The sequence below is a fragment of the Actinoplanes sp. NPDC089786 genome (genome assembly GCF_040684855.1).
Classification (GTDB): Bacteria; Actinomycetota; Actinomycetes; order Mycobacteriales; family Micromonosporaceae; genus Actinoplanes.
The window spans coordinates 250,566-266,997 of record NZ_JBFBGU010000004.1; the positions used below are offsets into that span (position 1 = coordinate 250,566).

At 72.4% G+C, this 16,432-nt stretch carries 12 protein-coding genes; 6 read left to right on the top strand and 6 right to left on the bottom strand.

What is annotated here, in order from left to right; genetic code table 11:
• Positions 1-32 precede the first annotated feature (32 nt).
• Both AB0O15_RS17605 and AB0O15_RS17610 read right to left on the bottom strand, forming a co-directional pair.
• On the bottom strand, positions 33-875 hold the full coding sequence (locus tag AB0O15_RS17605) for a M15 family metallopeptidase (protein WP_364319479.1): 843 nt from the start codon (positions 873-875) through the stop codon (positions 33-35).
• Positions 872-1,708, bottom strand: coding sequence for a P1 family peptidase (locus AB0O15_RS17610; protein ID WP_364319481.1), 837 nt, complete (start codon positions 1,706-1,708; stop codon positions 872-874). Before AB0O15_RS17610 ends, AB0O15_RS17605 begins: the two co-directional genes overlap by 4 nt.
• Positions 1,709-1,802: 94 nt before the next feature.
• Here AB0O15_RS17610 and AB0O15_RS17615 point away from each other — a divergent pair, with 94 nt between their 5' ends.
• Together AB0O15_RS17615 and AB0O15_RS17620 are read left to right on the top strand one after the other, a co-directional pair.
• Positions 1,803-2,411: a sigma-70 family RNA polymerase sigma factor gene (locus AB0O15_RS17615; protein ID WP_364319483.1), complete on the top strand. Its 609-nt coding sequence runs from the start codon at positions 1,803-1,805 to the stop codon at positions 2,409-2,411.
• Positions 2,408-2,866 carry a hypothetical protein gene (locus tag AB0O15_RS17620; RefSeq protein WP_364319485.1) on the top strand — a complete coding sequence of 153 codons (459 nt, stop codon included), beginning with the start codon at positions 2,408-2,410 and terminating at the stop codon, positions 2,864-2,866. Before AB0O15_RS17615 ends, AB0O15_RS17620 begins: the two co-directional genes overlap by 4 nt.
• Positions 2,867-2,988: 122 nt before the next feature.
• Here the strand turns inward: AB0O15_RS17620 and AB0O15_RS17625 are convergent, their stop codons facing one another.
• Entirely contained in the window at positions 2,989-5,607 is a 2,619-nt protein-coding gene (locus AB0O15_RS17625; RefSeq protein ID WP_364319487.1) for a CHAT domain-containing tetratricopeptide repeat protein, read from the bottom strand.
• Positions 5,608-5,628: 21 nt separating this feature from the next.
• Here AB0O15_RS17625 and AB0O15_RS17630 point away from each other — a divergent pair, with 21 nt between their 5' ends.
• The gene (locus tag AB0O15_RS17630) at positions 5,629-6,882 is read left to right on the top strand and encodes a S8/S53 family peptidase (RefSeq protein WP_364319488.1); all 1,254 of its coding nucleotides are present in this window, start codon (positions 5,629-5,631) and stop codon (positions 6,880-6,882) included.
• A 7-nt stretch (positions 6,883-6,889) separates the two neighbouring features.
• Here AB0O15_RS17630 and AB0O15_RS17635 read toward each other — a convergent pair whose 3' ends face one another.
• On the bottom strand, positions 6,890-8,716 hold the full coding sequence (locus AB0O15_RS17635; protein ID WP_364319490.1) for a Xaa-Pro dipeptidyl-peptidase: 1,827 nt from the start codon (positions 8,714-8,716) through the stop codon (positions 6,890-6,892).
• 159 nt (positions 8,717-8,875) lie between these two features.
• Here AB0O15_RS17635 and AB0O15_RS17640 point away from each other — a divergent pair, with 159 nt between their 5' ends.
• Positions 8,876-12,238, top strand: coding sequence for a CARDB domain-containing protein (locus tag AB0O15_RS17640; protein ID WP_364319492.1), 3,363 nt, complete (start codon positions 8,876-8,878; stop codon positions 12,236-12,238).
• A gap of 25 nt (positions 12,239-12,263) precedes the next feature.
• Here AB0O15_RS17640 and AB0O15_RS17645 read toward each other — a convergent pair whose 3' ends face one another.
• Together AB0O15_RS17645 and AB0O15_RS17650 are read right to left on the bottom strand one after the other, a co-directional pair.
• A complete protein-coding gene (locus AB0O15_RS17645; RefSeq protein ID WP_364319494.1) occupies positions 12,264-12,500 on the bottom strand; it encodes a DUF6232 family protein in 237 nt (78 codons plus the stop codon).
• Positions 12,501-12,568: 68 nt separating this feature from the next.
• On the bottom strand, positions 12,569-13,447 hold the full coding sequence (locus AB0O15_RS17650; RefSeq protein ID WP_364319496.1) for an SDR family oxidoreductase: 879 nt from the start codon (positions 13,445-13,447) through the stop codon (positions 12,569-12,571).
• Positions 13,448-13,536: 89 nt separating this feature from the next.
• On the opposite strand from AB0O15_RS17650, the gene AB0O15_RS17655 reads away from it, so the two are divergent.
• Both AB0O15_RS17655 and AB0O15_RS17660 read left to right on the top strand, forming a co-directional pair.
• Positions 13,537-14,100 carry a helix-turn-helix domain-containing protein gene (locus AB0O15_RS17655; protein WP_364319498.1) on the top strand — a complete coding sequence of 188 codons (564 nt, stop codon included), beginning with the start codon at positions 13,537-13,539 and terminating at the stop codon, positions 14,098-14,100.
• Positions 14,101-14,120: 20 nt separating this feature from the next.
• Entirely contained in the window at positions 14,121-16,430 is a 2,310-nt protein-coding gene (locus tag AB0O15_RS17660; protein WP_364319500.1) for a PEP/pyruvate-binding domain-containing protein, read from the top strand.
• Positions 16,431-16,432 lie beyond the last annotated feature (2 nt).

Here is a 16,432-nt window from a genome sequence, read left to right on the forward strand (position 1 = left end):
GCCCACCTCGCAGCCATTGATACGCGTCGATCTTAACCGCCGTTGGCCGAGAAGTGCATGAAGTCCTTCAAAGAGCGGTAGTCGCCGCCCCACTCCCAGCCGACCGAGGCGAACGCCCGGACCACGGGACCGCCCGGCCGGATCATGCCGGGCCGGACCTCGCCGCGATCGAGGTAGGCGGTGGCCAGCTCGGGGAGCAGGACCTTGCCCTTGTGGTACGGGTTCTGGAACGGGTTGACGTCCACGGCCAGGCCGTACGCGTGCTGTGACCACGCCTTCTGACCGCGCACCGGCCGGCACGCGAAGACCGAGGTGGTGTTGCCGTCGCCGGTCGGCGGGGCGTTGAGCTCGGCGCTGCTGGTCACTTGCATCCGCTCGATCGGGTATCCCTCGGCGAACAGCGTGCCGAAGACCTTGACCAGCGCCTCGGCCGCCCGCCGGTGGACCAGCAGCTCGCCGGTGTGCGCCCGGCCGTCGAAGCCGCGGAAGCCGACCGTCAGGTAGCGCAGGTCGGTGGCCGCCACCGGGCAGCCCTTGGTCCACGTCGAGCGGGCGAGCACGTCCGGCGGCACGGCCTGGATCGTGGCGTGGAAGGCGCCGTCGGCCGGGGGCGGGCGGTCGTCCACCGTGACGATGGACCGGTTGCGCAGCTCGGGCGGGGTGTCCTGGGCCACCCCGACCCGCAGCCTTCGCGTCCCGAACCAGGCCGGCGCGGCGGAGGCGCCGGCCGGACCGGGTGCGGCGGACGAGACCGCGGGCGCGGGAGACGGCACCGGGGACGGCGCGGAGGACGGCGCGGGAGAGGATGCGGGAGGCGGCTGCGGGCTGGAGCAGCCCGCAAGCACGACGCACACCAGCAGCACGCGCGCCTTCACGACGTCACGGCGGCCCGGATGGCCTCGGCGACGGTCTCGGTGGCCACCGCCCGCAGCAGGTCCAGGTTGACCGGACCCGCGGACTCCCCCGTGGCCAGGGCGACCAGGGCGTCACCGTCGAAGCGCGAGTGGGCCGGGTGGATCGCCCGCGCATAACCGGCGTGGCCACTCTGGGCCAGCAGGTAGCAGTCGGTCTTCGACAGCGCCGCCGTGGTCAGCACGACCCCGATCGTCGTGTTCTGCATCTCGAACCCGCGACCCGGTTCGGCCGGCGGCTCCGGGACGCTGCCCCCGGCGATCACATCGCCCCAGGCGTTGACCGCGATCAGGGCCGCCACCCGCACCGATCCGGCCGAGCGCACGGCCACGCCGATGCCGCCGGCGTCGAGGCGGCCACGCCACTTGCCGGTGGTCGCCCCCGTGCCCGCGCCGGCCCGGCCGGCGGCCAGCGGCTCGTCCGACAGCGCGGCTTCGAAGGCCGCCCGGCCGGAATCGGCCGTCGGCGGGGCGCCGCCGGCCGACGCGTCGAACAGCGACAGGCCGACCACGATCGGCACCGGCCCCACCGGCGTCTCGAAGCCCTGCCCACGCTCCCGGAGCGCGCCCACGACGCCGTCGGCGGCGGACAGGCCGAACGCCGAACCGCCGGACAGCACCACCGCGTCCACCCGGTTGACCAGGCGGGTCGGGTCGAGCAGGGCAAACTCGCGGGTCGCCGGGGCACCGCCGCGGACCTCGCCGGATCCGACGGTGCCGGGCGGTGGCAGGATCACCGTCACCCCGGTGCCGTCGCCGGTCCAGTGGCCGGCCCGTGCCGACAGGAACTGGCTCATAGGGCCGAATCTAGCGTCCTTGTGTCGCACTCCGGACGTATCAGCCAACGGCGCGGGCGCTCAGGGAAGTATCGGGGCGCTGCGGGATCACATCGTGGCGGATGACGCGGGGAGCCGGTTCTTCCCGCCGAGCGAACGTGAGGAATGGATGGAGGCACCCGACCACACCGGCGGCGCTGATCTGATCGCGCGGGCCGCCGCGGGCGACGGGACCGCTTGGGACGAGCTGACCGAGCAGTACACCTCTCTGCTCTGGTCGGTGGCGCGGGCGATGCGGCTCAACGAGGCCGACTCCGCCGACGCGGTGCAGGCCACCTGGCTGCGGCTGGTGGAGAAACTGGACACCATCCGTGATCCCGACCGGATCGCGGGCTGGCTGTCCACCACGATCCGGCGGGAGTGCCTCGCCATCCTGCGGCAGCGCACCAAGTCGGTGCCGCACGAAGATTTCGACGACCTCCCCGACGAGGGTGGCCCGGGGGTGGACGACGGCGTCCTGCGCGACGAGCGTGACCAGGCGCTCTGGCGGGCGTTCAGCCAGATCTCGGCCCAGTGCCGGGCGTTGTTGCGCGTCCTCATGTCCGACCCCGCGCCCACCTACGCGACCGTCTCGGTCGCCCTGGAAATGCCGATCGGCGGCATCGGGCCGACCCGGCAGCGTTGTCTCAATTCCCTGCGACGCATCATGGCGGTGGCCTCGTGACTTCTGTTGATGACGAACTGCTCGCCGACCTGCGCCGATTGGCCGCGCTGGTCGACCCGGTGCCTCAGCACGTACGCGAGGCGGCCCGCGCCGCCTTCCTGACCCGCGACCTCGACGCCGAGCTGGCCGAGCTGATCGCCGACTCGACGGCGGACGCCGACTTCGAACCGGTCCGGCAGGCCACCGACGAGCGGCTGCTGTCGTTCGCGGCGGACGGCACGCAGGTCGAGATGACGGTACGCGCCGAGGGCGCCGGCTGGACCATGATGGGCCAGGTCTTCGGGGCGGGCCCGGGCACCGAGGCGGTGGTCGAGAGCGGCGGCCGGGCGACCACCCCGCTCGACCTCGACGACCTGGGCCGGTTCCTGGTCGGCGACCTGGCCAGCGGCCCGGTGCGGCTGCGCTGCGACCTGCCGGGCGGCGCCAAGCTCGTGACGTCCTGGGTGATTCTGTGACGGTCAGTGGTAGCCCAGCGCGCCATTTCGCGCCCGGATACCGCCCTGAGCTACCACTGCGGGAACGCTCAGCGGCGCTGTCGCTGCGGGAACGCTCAGCGGCGCTGTCGCTGCGGGAACGGTCAGCGGCCGAGCGAGACGAACGACCAGGCGGTGGCCAGGGCGATCACGTCGCCCGCGCCGGCGGCGGCCTGGCGTACGTCGCGCAGGGCGGCGCCGAACCCCTGGCCGGCCCGGAGCCGCTCGTGGAACTCGGCCATCAGCGCGCTGGTGACCGCGTCGTTCACCGGCACCACGCTGGCGACCAGGCTGCGCGTCCCGAGCGGGATCAGCGCGCTGACCATGCCGAGCAGCTCGTCGGTGCTGACCGGGGCGGCCACGCCGCTCTCACAGCTGGAGAGCACCAGCCGGGCCGGCGCGCGCCTCAGCCGCCCGAGGTCATAGACGGTGAGCGGCCCGTCGTCCAGGGCGAGGCTGGAGAAGAGCGGGTTGTCACCGCGGAAGACACCGTGCGCGGCGATGTGCGCGATCCACGCGCCGTCCAGGGCGGACAGCACGGCCTCGGCGGTCGCGCTGCCGTTCTCGAGCACCGTGGCCTGCGGGTACGTGCGGGCGATGTGCTTGATCTCGAGCCCGGTGCCGTCCAGCTCGGGGCCGCGGACCAGCACCACCCGGCGGCGTCCGGTGTGTTCGGTGCGCCCGGCGCGCAGCCAGGTGGCCAGCGACGGCGCCACCACGAACGGGGTGTCCCGCAGCGCGGGCAGCATGCCCCAGGGCACCGAGTGCAGGATGGCCGGCGGGACGACGACCACCGGGCCGGCGCCGAGCAGGGTGGCGGCCGGGCCGAGCAGGGCGCGTTCCAGGGCGGCGCCGGCCGCCTCCAGGGCCGGTCCGGCGCCCATCGGCGGGCGGCCACGGGCCAGCCGGCGCAGGGCGAAGCGGGCCAGCTCGACCTCGCGGACGGCGGTGGCGAGCGGGCCGACCTCCTGGGTGCGGGCGCGCCCGCCGGCCACGGTGGTGGCGTAGAGGATGCCGTCCAGGAAGGTCAGCGTGACCAGGGTGTGGCCGCCCAGTGCCGAGAGCGGGTCGGGCGCTCTGTCCGTACCCGGCTGATCGGTGGTGGGGTGAGTGCCGGAGACCCGGCGGGTGCGCGCCCGGATCGCCCCCTCCAGAGCCCGGCGTTCCTGTTCGATCTGCCGCACCGGCAGGCCGGCCGCACGCGCCTGGGCCAGCCGCCCCTCGACCGAGCGCAGCGCCGTCATCTCGGCGGCCAGCTCGGGATCGTCCGGCGGGCGGACCGCCGCGACGGCCAGACCACCGGCCCGCCAGCGTTCGCTCCAGCGCAGCAACATCCGCGCGTCACCGCGGGCGACCGCCTCACGCTGGGCCAGCTCGACCAGCTCGATGCCGTGGACCGTGGCGTGCGCGAGCAGTTCCGGAGCGGCCAGGGTGCGGCGGTGGTTCTCGGCCGCGCGCAGCCCGAAGCGGCAGGCCGACAGCATCGCCCTGGTGTCGCCACGGCCCTTGGCCCGCAGCGCGTGGGCGAGCCAGCCGACGGCGTGACCGAAGCTGGGCCCGCGGTTGCGGAAGTGCGCGGCCCGGGTCAGGTGCCGGTCGGCGTCGGCGTGCCGGCCCCGCTCGGCGGCCAGCCGGCCGGCCAGCAGGTGGGCGGCGGGCGCTTCCAGGGCGTCGAGCTGGTCGAGCCGGTCGGCCAGCCGGCCGGCCCGGGTGACCAGCCGGCCGTCCCGGTGGCCCTCGGCCCAGCGGGACTGGAGCACCACGAAGGACGCGCGGGCGTGCCACCGTTCGCGGCCCTGCCGGCGGAAGATGTCGCGGGCGGCCGCGGCGCGTTCCACGGCCAGGGCCGGGCGACCCGCGGCGTACGCGGCCTGACCGGCGGCGAACAGCAGGTCGGCGGCCTGGGTGGCGTCACCGCGCGCGGCGTGGTCGCGGATCGTCTCCTCGGCCCCGGTCATCGCCTCGGTGAACAGGCCGGCGGCGAGCAGCACCCAGCAACGGTCGGTGGCCAGCCCGTACGAGTAGGTGTGCACGCCGAGCCGGGCGTAGCGGTCGGCCGCCGCGTCGAGGTAGCCCAGCGCCCCGGCCAGGTCACCGGCCAGATATGCCAGGTCGGAGCGGTTGTGCAGGACGTTGACCAGCTCCATGTCCTGACCGCCGAGGTCCTGGTAGAGGCGCTCGGCCTCGGTCAGGTCGCGGTCGGCGCGGGCGGTCTGGCCGATCGCACACAACACCAGCACCCGGTGCATGCGGGAGCGGGCCTCCCAGAGCCGGTCCCCGCCGCGGCGCAGCAGGGAGATCGCGCGGCGCAGGTCTTCCAGGGCCTCGTCGTGCCGGCCCAGCACGCGCAGCAGGTCGGCGCGGCGCATCAGATTGCGGCCGCTGGGGACGCCCCGGCTGCCGGCCACCGCCTCGTCGAGCATCGCCAGGCCCGACCGCGTACGCCCGGCGAAACCCAACGTGAGACCGAGCGTCGCCTGCACGTCGGCGACCCGCTCGGCCTGACCGGACGCCCGCGCGTCGCGCACCGCACGACGCAGCTCGGTGATCGCCGCCGCGGTGCGGCCGGCGTCTCGCCACACGATGGCCCGGGCCTGCCGGGCGATCGACGCAACCCATGCGTCAGGGCGACCGGCCAGAATCTGGTCGGCCTCTCGTAACGCCTCGGCCGGGCGGGACAGCGCCAAGGACAGCAGCCGCTCGGACGTCACGCCAGCTGACACGCGCCCATACTAGGAGAAACGATGACCGACGAACGAACGGGTTCCCAGCCGGAGACCCGCCAGCAGGCCCAGCTCCGGGTTCTCCGGGAGAGATTCCGGCAGCGGGGGATCGACATCGCCCCCGGACCGGAGAACTGGGAGGAGACCGGGGTCGAGTTCCACTACGAGCCGACCGCCATGCTCGTCGAGGAACAGCACGTCAAGCCCGTCCAGGATCACCTGTGGAGCCTGAACATCACCTGCGACGTGCAGGACCGCTCGCCGGCCGCGCCCGGCTACCGGGTGATGCACGTGCCGGGCGGCACGATGACCGCGATCCGCGAGGTCGACCGGGTGATGGGCCGCGGCCTGGTCACCGCCAACCACCTGGTGCACATCTCGGGCAACGCCGGCCACTGCCCGGCCTCCGAGCCGACACCGGTCCCGCCGGACACCGCGCCGGTGCCCGCCGTCAACCCGGACACGACCGCGGGCCAGGGCATCCGCGTCGTGGTCGCCGACACCGGCCTCGACCCCGAGGCCACCAAGCGCTCGCCGTGGCTCAAGGGCGTCACCGGCGACCTGGACCGGGGCATCCTGGAGAACCCGATGACCGAGTACGCCGGTCACGGCACCTTCATCGCCGGGGTGATCCGCTGCCTGGCGCCGGCCGCCGAGGTGCACGTGCGGGCCAGCTTCGAGCCGGGCGGCGCGCGGTTCGAGACCGAGCTGGTCGACGCGCTGATGGACATCCTGGACAACGACAGCCCCGACATCATCAACTTCTCGGCCGGCACCTGGACGCACCACTCCCGCGATCTGCTCAGCCTCCAGCTGTTCGGGCGCCGCCGGTTGCGGTTGCACAAGGGCGTCCTGCTGGTCGCGGCGGCCGGGAACGACGGGGTGCGGCAGCCGTTCTGGCCGGCCGCGTCGCCGTACACGGTGTCGGTCGGCGCGCTCGACCCGACGCAGCGGGAACGGGCCACGTTCAGCAACTTCGGCGGCTGGGTCGACGTCTACGCGCCGGGTGAGGACCTGGTCAACGCGTTCCCGGTGGGTACCTACATCGGCGAGGAGCCGCCGAACAAGGGCGTCAAGATGCGCTACAAGGGCATGGCCAAGTGGAGCGGGACGTCGTTCGCCACCCCGGTGGTCTGCGGGCTGGCCGCGGCGCGGATGTCGAAGACCGGCGAGAACGGGGTGGACGCCGCCCGCGAGCTGGTCCGGCAGGCCCGGGACGGCGCCATCCCCGGTCTCGGGGCGATCGCGGTGCCGTCGATCAACTACAACGACTGACCGTTCGCTAGGGCCGGGCCAGCGGCATGCTGATCCGGGAGATGCCGAGGCGCACGCCGACCTCGGTGCCGGCCGGGTAGCGCAGGGTGTGATCACGTTCGGTCGAGATGATCACCAGGCCGATCCGGTGGCCCGGGGCGAACACGTGGTCGGTGGTCTGAAGATCCCACTTCACCGTGTACGCCACACCCGGCGTGATCGGCTCGCTGACGTTGCGGCCGTGCCGATTGCGCACGTCCACCCAGCCGCGGGTGACGATCTCGTACGGCGTCTCCGCGGTGACGTACTCGCTGCGGTTGAAGCAGCCGGGGTCCTCGGGGATGCCGGGGCCGACGCAGTCCTGGCCGGGGACGGCTCGGCGCCCGGCGAACCGGTTGGCCGCGCCGTAGTCGACCAGGAGCGCGGTCAGGTACGGGGACTTGCCGTTCAGGTCGGCCCGGACGGTGATCTCGGGCGTGCCGGAGAGCCGGGTCTCGGCGGTCAGCGGCGCCGTCTGGAAGGCCAGGCGGTTGCCGTCGGCCGCGGCCGGGTTCGCGGCCAGGTTCTCGGCCGTACGCGCCGGGTCGTCCACGAAGGTGGCCCGGCGGGACCGCTCGGGCACCGGCGACAGCTCGCCGTTCTGACCGGCGTACCAGTCGGCGGTGCGGGCGCCCGGGATCGGCCAGTTGCGTGAGGTCTTCCAGACGTTCGGCGCGACCTCCACGTCGGCCATCGGGCGGCTCATGATGTCGTTGTCGATGCCGTACAGCCAGTGGTCCATCCAGGCGTGCAGGGTGTCGAGCCACTCGGCGCGGCGGATCGAGAACGGGTCCGAGTGGGCGCCCTGGTGCAGCCAGATCTTGCGGGGCACGTTGTTGGCGGCGAGCAGGTCCCACCACTGCCCGGCCTGGCCGGTGCGCACGTTCATGTCGTGCAGGCCGTGCACCAGCAGCACGCTGGCCTTCACCCGGGACGCGTCGCGGGTGTAGTCACGCTCGGCCCAGTACTTGCTGTAGTCGCCGGTGACGCGGTCCTGGTCGCGTTCGATCGCGTCCATCACCGGGGCGCAGACCTCGGGATTCTGCCGGGTGAGGACGGCCCGGGCCAGCACGTCGAGGTCTTCGCCCTGGAAGCCGCCGGGCGCGACCACGCCGCCGTTGGCGCGGTAGTAGTCGTACCAGGACGAGATCGCCGCGATCGGGACGATGGTCTCGAGGCCCTCGACGCCGGTGGAGGCGACCGCGTTGGGCAGCGTCCCGTTGTACGAGACACCGATCATGCCGGTCTTGCCGGTGCTCCAGTCGGCGCTGACCTCGGCCCCGCCGGCGTCCCAGCCCTTGGCCCGGCCGTTGAGCCAGTCGACGACCGCCTTCATGCCCAGCGTCTCGTTGCGGCCGCCGGAGGTCGGGCAGCCGTCGGACCCGCCGCTGCCCAGGCTGTCGGCGAACACCACGGCGTAGCCGCGCGGCACGAAGTAGTTGTCGAGATAACCGGAGAACGTGACCGTCTCGGCCCGGTTCGCGCCGGGCGGCGCGGCCCGCCGGAGGATGCCCTCGCGGTCGATGTCGTCATGGTTGGGCACGTCCTTCAGCCCGGCGTAGTACGGGCTGGGCTGAAAGATCACCGGGATCTTGTGGCCGACGTCGCGTGGCCGGATGACGCGCACCGCGACCCGGTCGCGCCTGCCGTCGCCGTCACTGTCCACCGGGGTCTGCACCCACACCTGCTCGCGCACGGCGGAGGCGTAGTCGTGGACCGGCTCGGTCGGCCCGGCGGGCGCGGCGAAGGCCGGCGACGCGATCGGGACCAGCAGCACGGAACTCAGGACGGCAAGAACAGCACGACGCGTACGCACGCGGTCACCCTATCGGGTTTTGTCGATGCTGCGGGAGGTTGCCACAGATCGGAAACAACTGATGCCGCCGTTGACGAACCGGACACATATCTGCAATCTTGAATCCCCCGTCCTGAAAGAAGTTGGCAATAGCTCCGCAAAAGATGAACTGAGGGCCCCATGTCACGGAAGCTGCGCCGCCGGATGGCCGGCGGCATCCTCACCCTCGTCCTCACCGCCGCCACCGGACTGATCTCCGCGCCCGCGCGGGCCGCCGGCCCCAACCTCTCCCCCGGCCGGACCGCCACCGCCGGCGCCTCGAACGGCGGCTTCGGCGCCAACCTGGTCAACGACCAGAACCCGAACACCTACTGGGAGAGCCCGAACGGCTCGTTCCCGCAGTGGGTCCAGATCGACCTGGGATCCACCACCCAGGTCGATCAGGTCACGCTGAAGCTGCCGCCGTCGACCGCCTGGGGCGCGCGGACCCAGACCATCGCGGTCCAGGGCAGCACCAACGGCAGCAGCTTCAGCACGCTGTCTCCCTCGGCCGGCCGGTTCTTCGATCCGGCGACCGGCAACACCGTCGCGATCGGATTCCCGGCGGCCGCGGTCCGATTCGTTCGCCTCACCATCACCGCGAACACGGGGTGGCCGGCCGGGCAGATCGGCGAGTTCGAGATCTACGGTCCCGGCGGCACCGACCCGGGGGATCCGCCACCGCCGGTCGACGGCGACAACCTGGCCGTGAACAAGCCGATCGAGGCGTCGTCGTTCACCCAGTCCTTCGTGGCCGGTAACGCGGTCGACGGCAACACCGGCACCTACTGGGAGGCGGCCGGGCAGCCCGCCACGCTCACCGCCAAGCTGGGGGCGAACGCCGATGTCACCGCGGTGGTCGTCAAGCTCAACCCCGATCCGATCTGGGGTCCGCGTACCCAGGCGATCGAGGTTTCCGGGCGCGCGCAGAGCGCGACCGGCTTCACCTCGCTGAAGGCCCGCGCCGACTACGCCTTCAACCCCTCGTCGAACCAGAACACCGTCACCATCCCGGTCAGCGGCCGCGCCACGGACGTCCGCCTGCAGTTCTTCACCAACAGCGGGGCGCCGGGCGGGCAGGCCGCCGAGTTCCAGGTGATCGGCGCCTGGGCGCCCAACCCCGACCTGACGGTGACGGGTACGTCATGGACGCCCGCCTCGCCCGACGAGACCTCGTCGATCAGCGTGTCGGCAACCGTCCGCAACGCCGGCACCGCCGCCTCCGCCGCGACCACCGCCGACGTCAAGCTGAACGGCACCACCGTGGGCACCGCGCAGGTCGGCGCGCTCGCGGCCGGCGCCTCGGCCACCGTGACCGTGGCCGCGGGCCGGCGGGCGCAGGGCAGCTACACCGTGTCCGCGACCGTCGACCCGGCCGACACCGTGCCGGAGACGAACAACGACAACAACACCTACACGTCGCCGACCGCCCTGGTCGTGGCCCAGTCCCCCGGCCCCGACCTGGAGATCGCGTCGATCACCCCGAGCCCGGCCAACCCGGCCGTCGGGGCCCCGGTCAGCTTCACCGTGGCCGTCCGCAACCGTGGCACCAGCCAGGCCGGCGCCTCGACGACCCGGGTGACCGCGGGGTCGACCACGCTCAACGGCAGCACCCCGGCGATCGCCGCGGGCGCCACGGCCACCGTCGCCATCCCCGGCACGTGGACCGCGACCACCGGCGGCGTCACGGTCACGGCGACCGCGGACGCGTCCGGCGCGGTGGCCGAGACGAACGAGAACAACAACACCGGAACCCGGTCGATCGTGGTCGGGCGGGGCGCGGCGGTGCCGTACACCGAGTACGAGGCCGAGGCCGGCAGCTACCAGGGCACCCTGGTCACGGCGGACGCGCTGCGGACGTTCGGGCACACCAACTTCGGCACCGAGTCGTCCGGCCGCGCGTCGGTCCGGCTCACCGCACAGGGGCAGTACGTCGAGGTCACCTCGGCCGCCCAGGCCAACTCGATCGTCGTCCGCAACTCCATCCCGGACTCCGCGAGCGGCGGCGGGCAGGAGGCGACGATCAGCCTGTACGTCAACGGGGTGTTCAACCGGAAGCTGACCCTGTCGTCGCGGAACTCCTGGCTCTACGGCACCACCGACGACACCGAGAGCCTGTCCAACAGCCCCGGTGCCAACGCGCGCCGGCTCTTCGACGAGTCGCACGCGCTGCTCGGCACGTCGTACCCGCCGGGCACGAAGTTCAAACTCCAAGTTGACAGTGGTGACAACGCGTCCTTCTACTACCTCGACCTGATCGACCTCGAGCAGGTCGCGCCCCAGCTGTCCCAGCCGTCCGGCTGCACGTCGATCACCCAGTACGGCGCGGTGCCGGACGACGGCATCGACGACACCTCGGCGATCCAGCGGGCGGTCACCGACGACGAGAACGGCGTGATCTCCTGCGTCTGGATCCCGGCCGGCCAGTGGCGTCAGGAGCAGAAGATCCTGTCCCCCGACCCGACCCGCAACGGCAACAACCAGAAGGGCATCCGCAACGTCGTCGTCAAGGGCGCCGGCATGTGGTACTCCCAGCTCTACACCAACACCGAACCGCAGAACGTGGTCGGCAACATCAACCATCCGCACGAGGGCAACGTCGGCTTCGACATCGACGACAACACCCAGATCAGCGACATCGCGATCTTCGGGATGACCACCAACCGGGCCAACCGCGGCCACGGCCTCAACGGGCGGTTCGGGAAGAACACGAAGATCAGCAACGTCTGGATCGAGCACGTCAACGTCGGCGCCTGGGTCGGCCGCGACTACTCGGACACGCCGGCCTACTGGAACCCGGGTGACGGCCTGGACTTCAGCGGCATGCGGATCCGCGACACGTACGCCGACGGCATCAACTTCTCCAACGGCACGCGCAACTCGCGGGTCTTCAACTCGTCCTTCCGCACCACCGGCGACGACTCGCTGGCGGTCTGGGCCAACCCGTACGTCAAGGACCAGAACGTCGACATCGGGCACGACAACCGGTTCACCAACAACACGATCCAGCTGCCGTGGCGGGCCAACGGCGCGGCGATCTACGGCGGGTACGGCAACGTGATCGAGAACAACCTGATCGCCGACACCGCGAACTACCCGGGCATCATGCTGGCCACCGACCACAGCCCGCTACCGTTCTCGGGCACCACCACGATCTCGGGCAACGGGCTGTTCCGCACCGGTGGCGCCTTCTGGAACGAGGATCAGGAGTTCGGCGCGATCACGTTGTTCCCGTCCACCAAGGACATCGTGGGCGTGACCATCCGGGACACCGAGATCTCCGACTCCACGTACGACGGCATCCAGTTCAAGACCGGCGGCGGCAACATGCCCAACGTCGCGATCACGAATGTCCGGATCGACAGGTCGAACAACGGCGCCGGCATCCTGGCGATGGGCGGCGCGCGAGGGAACGCCACGTTGTCCAACGTGACGATCACCAACTCGCGCGACGGCGACATCGAACGGGAGCCCGGCACCCAGTTCACCATCACCGGCAACTGAACACCGGCGTCGGGCCGCTCCCTTGTCAGGAGCGGCCCGGCCGCCCTTTGGGGCGGCCCTCGGTCGCCCGGAGCAGAGCCCGGCGAACCTGGTTGAAGGTCACCCTGTCCTTGGTCGAGTAGATCGTCGTCCGGCTTCCCCGGTGGACGGCCGTGATCTCCCAGCGCCGGCCCCGCCGCCAGAACGCCCGGGAAAGCTCGACCACCTCGAACCCTCGAAGGTCATGCAGGACGAACTGGCGCGGCGGATCGGTCCGCCACACGAAGTGGACGCTGCTGACGAACGCGTCCGGTCCGCGATAGTAAGTTTGCGCATGCGGAGCGTATCGGACTACTGCTCGAAGTAGTGACCTTCGTCGAGGTCGGCGATCAGTCCCGGGCGGCTCGGGTTCCAGTCGTACCGCTTCCTGGTGATCTCGCTGGAGGCGGCGGCGTCCATCCCGAAGAAGCGGCCCAGCCAGTCGAAATGCTCGGCCGGGCGCGACTCGACCGGCAGGCCCAGGCCGCGGCCGATGGCCTCGGCGATGTCGCGGGTGGGCACGCCCTCCTCGGCGATGGCGTGCAGGGTCTCGCCCGGGGTGGCCCGTTCGACGGCCAGCCGGACCAGCGTCGCGGCGTCGTCGCGGTGAACGGCGGACCAGCGGCCGGCCCCGTCACCGACGTAGCCGGAGACACCGGTCTGCCGGGCGATGGCGACCAGCACGGCGATGAAACCGTGATCGCCGCGGCCGTGCACGGTGGGCGCGAAGCGGACCGCGGCCGACCGTACGCCGCGCTCGGCCAGGTCGCGGACGATCAGGCTGTTCGCGACGCGCGGGTGCGTGGACGCGTCGGCCTCGACCTCCTCGGTCGCGACGCTGCCGTCCCGGGACAGCCCGACCACGCCGGCCGCGATGACGAACGGCGAACCCTCCTTGAGCTCCGCGCCCAGCGCCGCCATGGCCTCGCGGTCGATCCGGGCGGCCTCCGGGATCTGCGAGAAGTCGTGGTGGTAGCCGAGGTGGACCACCCCGTCGGCGGCGGCCGCGCCGGCCCGCAGGCTGTCCAGGTCGTTCAGGTCGCCGCGGTGCACGTCGGCGCCCAGGGCCGTGACCCGTTCGGCCGCCGCGTCCGACCGGGCCAGGCCGAGCACGCTGTGACCGGCCCCGACCAGCTCCTTGACCGTGCCCGAGCCGATCCAGCCGGACGCTCCGGTGACAAAGATGCGCATGACTTTTCCCTCTTTCGGTGATGTCACGTGATGACATCACCACGCTAACACGGTGATGTCATCGTGTGACATGACTACAATCACTCGCTATGGCGAGGTGGGAGGGCGACGCGGCGGGACGGTTGCGGTCGGCGGCGATGGATCTCTATGCCGAGCGGGGGTACGAGCAGACGACGGTGGCCGAGATCGCCGAGCGGGCCGGGCTCACCGCGCGCACCTTCTTCCGGCACTTCGCCGACAAGCGCGAGGTGCTCTTCGCCGGCTCGTCGGACCTGGCCGACGCCCTGGTCGGCGCGTTGAAGGACGCGCCCGGGCCGGCCTCGCCGATGGCCGCGGTGGGCCTTGCCCTGGAAGTGTCGACGACGTTCCTCGGACGCGACCACCAGCACTCGCGCCGGCGGCAGGCGATCATCTCGGCCAACCCCGAGCTGATGGAACGCGAGCTGATCAAGATGGCGACGCTGGGCTCGGCGATGGCGGCCGGGCTGCGGGAGCGTGGCGTACCGGAACCGGACGCCTCCCTGGCCGCCCAGGCCGGGATCGTCGTTCTGCAGGTCGCGTTCGGCCGCTGGGTCGAGTCCCCGGTCGAGACCGACCTGGCCGCCGAGATGCGCTCGGCCCTCGACCGCCTCATTGCATTGCAGTCGCATTGAAACCCGGCTAGCCTTTTGCAATGCAGTCGTATTGCATTGCGCTGACCGAAGCACGTGACGTCACGGTCGTCGGCGGTAAGGCGGCCGGGCTGGGTGAGCTGATCCGGCTGGGCGAACGGGTGCCCGACGGCTTCGTGATCACACCATCGGCGTCCTCCTCGGACGTCCTCGACGCCTACGCGCGGCTGGGCGGCGGGACGGTGGCGGTGCGGTCGAGCGCCACGGCCGAGGATCGGGCCGACGCCAGCTTCGCCGGGCAGTACGACTCGGTGCTCGGCGTCGACGGGGACGATGCGCTGCTCGCCGCCGTCGAGGCATGCCGGGCCTCACTGCACGGCTCGCGGGCCGTCCCCTACCGGTCGACGCGGGGCGTGCCGGCCGACGACGTACACATGGCCGTCGTGGTGCAACGCATGGTCGACGCCGAGGTGGCGGGCGTGCTGTTCACCGCCGACCCGGTCACCGGGCGGCGGGACGCGATGCTGGCGGAAGCGGCCGGCGGAACCGGGGTCGTCGACGGGACCACCACGGTGGACCGTGCCGCCGCGCCCGCCGACCTGGCCGCCGTCGGCGAGCGGGTGCAACGGCACTTCGGGGCGCCGCAGGACATCGAATGGGCCCGGGACCGCGACGGGACCCTCTGGCTCCTCCAGGCACGGCCGATCACCACCCTGTTCCCACTGCCGCCACCGACGCCCGGCCTGCGGGTCTATCTCGAGTTCGGGCACGTGCAAGGCATGCTGCGGCCGGTCACGCCGATGGGGATGTCCACGCTCCGGCGGACCGTGGCCGACATGGTCGCCGCGCTCGGCATGCGGGCCGAGATCGTGGACATCGGCGGGCGGCTGTACGGCGACCTGACCGACTACGCGCGGGACGCACGCGCCCGGAAACGGCTGGTCCGGCTGATGGCGGTGGACTTCGGGCCGCGGGCCCAGGCCGCCATGGAGCACGTGCTGGCCGATCCACGCTTCGCGCCCGACGGCCGGCGGGCGCCGCGACCGGTGCTCACCGCCGGGCTGTCGGCGGCGGCCGGCATCGTGCGGGCGCTGATCCGGCCGGCCGCGGCACGACAACGGGTCTTCGCGGCCATCGCACGGATCCGCGACCAGGGCGACGCGACCCGGGTGGGCGAGGCGATCACCTGGCCCATCGTGGCCGGCATGATCGCGTCGGCTCTGCCCGTACCCCTGCTGAAAGGTCTGGCCACCGAGGACGAGATCCGGGCCGTGCTGGCCGGCGTGCCGCACAACGTGACGATCGAGATGGACCTGGCGTTGTGGAAGGTCGCGACCTCGCTCTCCTCGGCGGAGCGGGCGCTGGTGCTGTCGACGCCGCCGGCTGCTCTCCCGGCCTCTCTCCTGGCTTCCTTCCTGGACGCCTACGGGCACCGGGGCGTGGCCGAGGCCGATCTCGGGGTGCCGCGGTGGGCCGAGGATCCGGCGCCGGTGTTCGCGGCGCTGGCCAACCTGCTGCGGGTGACGGATCCGGAGCAGGCGCCGGATGTGCGGTTCGCGCGGGCCGGGGCGCGTGGCGTGGCGGCGCTGGAGGTGCTGGGCGGGCGGGTGCGGTGGTGGTCGGTGCGGGGGCGGCTGGCGGTGTGGTTGCTGGGGCGGGCCCGGGAGCTGGCCGGGTTGCGGGAGGCCGGGAAGTTCGCCGGGTTGTATCCGCTGGCGGCGGAACGGGCGCGGTTGCTTCGGGCCGGCGCGGAGCTGGTCGCGGCCGGGCTGCTCGACAAGCCGGACGACGTGATGTTCCTGACTCTCGACGAGATGGCCGAGATTCCTGTGGATAACCCGTCATTTTCGTCGCACCCGGCCGCTACGTTGACGCCCACCCAGTGCCGGGGTGGGGGTGGGGGCGGCGCGCCAAGCGAAGATCATCAATGTCTCAGACAGCGCGTGGCGGAACGACGGGCCACCTACGAAGCCGAGTCCCGGCGCCGCCACGTGCCGGTGGCGCTGCTCTCGGACGGGACCGATGTGGAGACGCTGCTCCCCGTCACCGGCAGCGACGGTGAGCTGCGCGGCGTCGGCGCCTCGGCCGGCCGGGCGCGCGGACCGGCACGGGTCGTGCACGATCCGGCCACGGCCCACATCGAGCCCGGCGAGGTGCTGGTCACGGCCACCACCGATCCGGGCTGGACGCCGCTGTTCCTGACCGCGGCCGCGCTCGTCACCGAGACCGGGGCGGTCATGGCGCACGGGCCGACGGTGGCCCGCGAGTACGGGATTCCCGCCGTCATCAGCGTGCCCGGCGCCACCGAGCGGATCGTCACCGGCCAGCTGGTGGAGGTTGACGGCGGCCGCGGTGTGGTCACCGTACTGTGACC